The following is a 6,226-nucleotide window of genomic DNA, read 5'->3' as shown; positions in this document are numbered from 1 at the left end:
CTCCCCGCGGAAAGCAAGTGCCCGCAGCGGAAATCAACGGGCAAACTTTCAAGGCTAAAACATCAATATATGCGAAAACAGCCTTTAGCAAAATAATATAGTAAGGGATGGATAGTAATGGAAACGAAAGAACTTACAATGCCGACAAAGTATGACCCAAGCTCGATTGAGCAGGGTCGTTATGATTGGTGGTCAAAGGGGAAGTTTTTTGAGGCGAAGGATGATGCGGAAAAACAACCGTATACAATTGTTATCCCGCCTCCAAACGTAACAGGCAGGCTTCATTTAGGCCATGCATGGGATACAACCCTTCAAGATATTTTAACACGGATGAAGCGCATGCAAGGCTTTGATGTATTATGGCTTCCGGGCATGGACCATGCAGGAATCGCCACACAGGCAAAAGTAGAAGAAAAGCTGCGCAGTGAAGGAAAAAGCCGCTATGATTTAGGGCGTGAAAAATTTGTTGAGGAGACATGGAAATGGAAAGAGGAATATGCAAGCCACATCCGCGAGCAATGGTCAAAGCTAGGTCTTGGCTTAGATTATTCCCGTGAACGTTTCACGCTTGATGAAGGGTTATCAAAGGCTGTACGTGAAGTGTTCGTTTCACTTTATAATAAAGGGCTGATCTACCGCGGCGAATATATTATCAACTGGGACCCATCAACGAAAACGGCTTTATCTGACATCGAGGTAATACACAAGGATGTTCAAGGCGCTTTTTACCATATGAGATATCCATTGACAGATGAATCAGGACATATTGAAATAGCGACAACACGTCCTGAAACAATGCTTGGTGATACGGCAGTAGCTGTTCATCCGGAAGACGAGCGCTATAAGCATCTCATTGGCAAAACCGTCAAGCTTCCGATTGTGGGCCGCGAGATCCCGATCGTTGCTGATGATTATGTCGATATGGAATTTGGTTCAGGTGCGGTAAAAATTACTCCGGCTCATGACCCGAATGACTTCGAGATCGGTAACCGCCATAATCTAGAACGTGTTTTAGTAATGAATGAAGATGGCTCTATGAACGAGCGTGCAGGAAAATACAAGGATATGGACCGTTTCGAATGCCGTAAGCAAATTGTTAAAGACCTTCAAGAACAAGGCGTATTGTTTAAAATTGAAGAGCACATGCATTCAGTTGGCCACTCTGAACGAAGCGGTGCAGTTGTTGAGCCTTACTTATCCACTCAATGGTTTGTCAAAATGCAGCCTCTTGCTGATGAAGCAGTTGCTCTGCAAAAGAAAGAGGAAAAAGTGAATTTTGTTCCAGACCGATTTGAAAATACGTACTTACGCTGGATGGAAAACATTAGAGATTGGTGTATTTCGCGTCAGCTTTGGTGGGGACACCGAATTCCTGCCTGGTATCATAAAGAAACAGGCGAAGTGTACGTAGATCATGAACCACCAGCCGATATAGAAAATTGGGAGCAAGATAAAGACGTATTGGACACTTGGTTTAGTTCAGCTTTATGGCCGTTCTCAACGATGGGCTGGCCTGATCAAACGGCAGCTGACTTTAAACGTTACTACCCGACGGCCGCTCTTGTAACAGGCTATGATATTATTTTCTTCTGGGTTTCTAGGATGATTTTCCAAGGTCTTGAATTTACGGGACAGCGCCCATTCAACGATGTATTGATTCATGGTCTTGTTCGCGATGCAGAAGGCCGGAAAATGAGTAAATCCCTTGGAAATGGTGTCGATCCTATGGATGTCATCGATCAATATGGGGCAGATTCCCTCCGTTACTTCTTATCAACTGGAAGCTCGCCAGGACAGGACTTGCGTTTCAGTATGGAAAAAGTAGAAGCAACTTGGAACTTTGCGAATAAAATTTGGAATGCATCTCGTTTCGCATTAATGAATATGAATGGTCTTACTTATGAAGAAATCGATTTTAGCGGCGAAAAATCAGTTGCAGATAAATGGATTTTAACTCGATTAAATGAAACGATTGAAACGGTAACAAGATTATCAGACAAATACGAGTTCGGTGAAGTTGGCCGTGTGCTATACAACTTTATCTGGGACGATTTCTGTGACTGGTATATTGAAATGGCGAAGCTTCCACTTTACGGGGAAGATGAGGCAGCTAAGAAAACCACTCGTTCGATTCTAGCATATGTTTTAGATAACACGATGCGCTTGTTGCATCCGTTCATGCCTTTTATTACCGAAGAAATTTGGCAGAACCTTCCTCATGCAGGTGAATCAATTACGACAGCGGCATGGCCAACTGTTCAAGCAAAATATACGGATGAACAGGCTGCGAATGAAATGAAGCTTTTAGTTGAAATCATCCGCTCTGTTCGGAATAACCGTGCAGAAGTGAACACACCAATGAGCAAGAAAATTAAAATGATTTTAAAAGCAAAAGATGAGGGTATTCTTAAAACGTTAGAAAAAAATCGCGGATATATTGAACGTTTCTGTAATCCGGAAGTATTAACCGTTGCGATTGACGTTGAGACTCCTGAAAAAGCAATGACTGCAGTTGTTACCGGAGTAGAAATTATTCTTCCGCTAGAGGGCTTAATCAATATTGAGGAAGAAGTTGCTCGTCTGCAAAAAGAATGGGATCGTTTAAATAAAGAAGTAGAACGTGTTCAGAAGAAGCTTGGAAATGAAGGCTTTATCAAAAAAGCACCTGAAAAAGTAATCGAAGAAGAAAAAGCAAAAGAGAAAGATTACAGTGAAAAGAGAGCGGCTGTTGAGGCTCGTATTAATGAGTTAAAAGGGGAATAACAGAGTTAATAGAAGGCGAATCTTATTCATTGGATTCGTCTTCCTCATGTCATTAGGAGGCGCGAAAGCATGTTTACAACATATGAAGAAGCGATGGAGTGGATTCACTCGCGTTTAAGACTAGGCATAAAGCCCGGATTGAAGAGGATGGAGTGGATGATGGAAAAGCTGGATCATCCGGAAAGAAGACTGAAATCAATCCATATCGGGGGAACGAATGGGAAAGGATCAACGGTGACGTTTCTCCGCAATATTCTCCAAGAAGCGGGTTATTCAGTTGGGACATTTACCTCCCCCTATTTTGAGCAATTTAATGAAAGAATTTCATTAAACGGGATCCCTATAAAGGACGAAGAGATTATTCGGTTGGCCAATGATATTTATCCGCTATCATTAGAATTAGAAGAAACGGATCTTGGCGGCCCGACAGAATTTGAAATTATTACTGCAATGGCGCTCCAATATTTTGGCCGTATCCACCCGGCAGATATTGTTCTTTTTGAAGTAGGGCTTGGCGGAAGATTTGATTCAACAAATATTATTTATCCAATCCTATCTGTTATCACAAGTATCGGGCTTGACCACACAAATATCCTAGGTGATACATATTCGCAAATTGCTTTGGAAAAAGCGGGGATCATTAAACCTGGAACAGGGATCATAACTGCTGTTAAGCAAGAGGAGGCCATCGAGGAAATCAAAAATAAAGCCAATGAAATGAAAGCTCCGATGTATTCATTAGGCCAACAGTTTTTCATTGATGAGCATGTTTCAACACCATCTGGCGAATCTTTTACTGTAAAAACACAGTTTCGGGAATTGAAGGATATTGAAATTGAGATGGCAGGAAAGCATCAAACGGAAAATGCGTCTTTAGCTGTAATGGGCGTAGAATTATTAAATAAATATTACTCATTTTTAATTGAGGACGAGCATATTTATGCTGGACTAAAATCGGCGTATTGGCCTGGTAGATTTGAGATCATTTCGCAGGAGAATCCAGTCATTGTCATTGATGGTGCCCATAATGAAGAAGGAATCCAAGCCTTAACAAGTGAATTGAAAAAACGCTATCAAGAAAAAAAAATAACCATTGTTTTTGCTGCTCTTTCCGATAAAGAGCTAGACAAAATGATTTTGAATTTGGATGAGGTTGCAAATAAAATCACATTCGTTGAGTTTGATTTCCCACGGGCTGCGGAGGCAGAAGATTTATACAAATTAAGCGGCAACGATAATAAGCATTTTAACAAGGATTGGAAAGCAGCTTTGGACGAAGAAGTGAACGCTCTGAAAAGCGATGATGTTCTTGTAGTAACAGGATCTCTTTATTTTTTATCTGAAATGAAACCGTATTTATTATCGTATATCAAATAGTAAGGATGGAATATCTGAAATATAAATAACAAAAATCCCAATATTTTATTGGGTTTTTTTGTTGAGATGGAATATTATATGAATGATGTTTGGTTAAGCGGACAATTCACATTTTTCAAAGAAAAATCAAGTGGAAATGTGACAAAAGTTTGGAAATTTGGTAAAATATCCGTAGGGGTTATGACTATTTTCCTAGTATAATTTTGAAGTGAGGTAAAAGTTATATGGTCAGTCCAAAAATAAAAACAATCATTTGGCTTGCCTGGATAGTAATTGTTCCCCTAGGCATTTGGATGACCTATAAATTATTTCCACCCGAAATTTCCGGGCAGGAATGGGATATACTTGCATTCTTAGTGCTGATGTCATTTGGGGCTTCCATGCCAATGGTGATTAGCAATATACCAATTTTTTTGCTGCAATGGGTTTCATTAGCAGTCTTTTTGACATTCGGTCTTTTTGTTGAAATGGTTCTTGCCCAAGTAGCAATTATTGTTCTTTTAATTGGAAAGAGGATTCGGATAAATCAACTATTTCGTTTTCCTATAAATTCACTCATGTTTTTTATTGTTTCTTTACTAAGCGGTACAGTCTATTACATGATAGGGGGGAAGTCCACTGCAGATTTTTTAGAAACCTCTTCGAACTATTGGCTTGCCGCTGTTTACCCAATTGTTTATTACGTGCTTAATCAGCTATTCTTAAGTTTTTTCCGATTTCTCGTCTATAATCAAAAAGAGGATTTTTTTGGGAAAAACTTTATTTGGGAGACCGTTACTTCGCTTATTACATTTCCAATTGGATTCATCCTCTATATTCTTTACAAGGATGTCGGCTTGTTATCAATATTGTTTGTTGGGGTACCATTTGCTAGTTTATCAATCATCCTCAATCTGTACTATTCTAGTGTAAAAATAAATGATTATTTGCAAAAGGCAATGGAAATTGGTCATGAGCTTGCAGAACGTCTTAACGTGGACGAGATCATCGATTTATTAATGGAAAAGCTCATGACCATGTTGCCAGTCGACTATGCCTACTTGTTGGATGTATGTGATGATCATGAACTTCGAGTGATTCGCAGCTTCGAAAAAGATGGAGTGAAATCAGCAGAAATTAATCCATTAAGAAAAAACGAAGGAATTAGCGGCGTCGTATGGGCAACGGAAAAATCAGCGCTTTTCAACACCAAGAAAGAGTGGAAAGATTATGCAAAAGGTTATATGCCGGAATCAGCAGAAAGTGTTTTATGCGTGCCGATTGTTCGCCATAACAAGGTTGTTGCTGTGCTTTTCCTAGCCTCTACCCAAAAGAGGGCTTACAAAAAATCACAGCTGATGATTGTTGATATTCTTTGTTCTCATTTTGCTATTTCCGTCGAAAATGCTAGGTACTACGAGGAAACAAAGGAAAAGAGTGAACGCTGTGCATTAACAAAGCTATTTAACTATCGTTACTTCGAAAATCTTCTAAATGAAGAATTCGAAAAACTGCAAAATAATCAAAGACAGCAATTATCTCTTATTATATTAGATCTCGATCATTTTAAAGCAGTTAACGATACATATGGCCATCAAAGCGGTAATGAAGTCTTATGTGACCTTGCCTGCAGATTAACTGCATTAATAGGAGACAAAGGAACTGTTGCACGCTATGGTGGAGAGGAATTTGTTATCTTGCTCTCGGATGTTGCAAAAGCTGAAGCATTCGATATCGCTGAACACGTCAGACAAACAATTGCCAATAATCAATTCACACTCACCCAGCATATGGAAAGTGATTGTGAAGCCTTGCTAATTAACATAACTGTATCAATCGGCATTGCCACCGCCCCCTACGATGCCGATGATTCCTTGACCCTCATTCGATATGCGGACAGAGCGTTATATGTTGGAGCGAAAAGAGCTGGAAGGAATCGAGTGGCTGAGTATGTGAAATAGGAAAGAAAAGGAATCCTGTTCGGAAGTTTGCTTTTAAAGCATTGTTGCTGAAATATATATTAAAAATGAGAAATTCATCATCGTATAATGTAACATCTGGAGCGAAATGGTATAAATTGTTCCTAAAAGATTCATTAAATTCTCCT

At 39.6% G+C, this 6,226-nt stretch carries 3 protein-coding genes; all 3 read left to right on the top strand.

From position 1 onward, the window contains the following. The first annotated feature begins 117 nt into the window (after positions 1-117). The 3 genes from BGM26_RS11340 (at position 118) to BGM26_RS11330 (ending at position 6,080) form a co-directional block, all read left to right on the top strand. Entirely contained in the window at positions 118-2,763 is a 2,646-nt protein-coding gene (locus BGM26_RS11340) for a valine--tRNA ligase (protein ID WP_217039920.1), read from the top strand. Between the two features lie 69 nt (positions 2,764-2,832). Then, positions 2,833-4,140 carry a bifunctional folylpolyglutamate synthase/dihydrofolate synthase gene (locus tag BGM26_RS11335; RefSeq protein ID WP_217039919.1) on the top strand — a complete coding sequence of 436 codons (1,308 nt, stop codon included), beginning with the start codon at positions 2,833-2,835 and terminating at the stop codon, positions 4,138-4,140. 224 nt (positions 4,141-4,364) lie between these two features. Beyond that, positions 4,365-6,080, top strand: a complete 1,716-nt coding sequence (locus BGM26_RS11330; protein WP_217039918.1) for a sensor domain-containing diguanylate cyclase — start codon at positions 4,365-4,367, stop codon at positions 6,078-6,080. The last annotated feature ends 146 nt before the right edge of the window (positions 6,081-6,226 follow it).

Source organism: Bacillus sp. FJAT-29790, assembly GCF_019039215.1.
GTDB lineage: Bacteria > Bacillota > Bacilli > Bacillales > Cytobacillaceae > Cytobacillus.
Note: the sequence above shows the minus strand (reverse complement) of the source record. Positions and strands in the feature narration are given on the sequence as shown.

Excerpts from the sequence above, each read along its gene's own strand:
- BGM26_RS11335 (WP_217039919.1), top strand. The coding sequence starts at position 2,833 with ATGTTTACAACATATGAAGAAGCGATGGAGTGGATTCACTCGCGTTTA.
- BGM26_RS11330 (WP_217039918.1), top strand. The coding sequence starts at position 4,365 with ATGGTCAGTCCAAAAATAAAAACAATCATTTGGCTTGCCTGGATAGTA.
- BGM26_RS11340 (WP_217039920.1), top strand. The coding sequence starts at position 118 with ATGGAAACGAAAGAACTTACAATGCCGACAAAGTATGACCCAAGCTCG.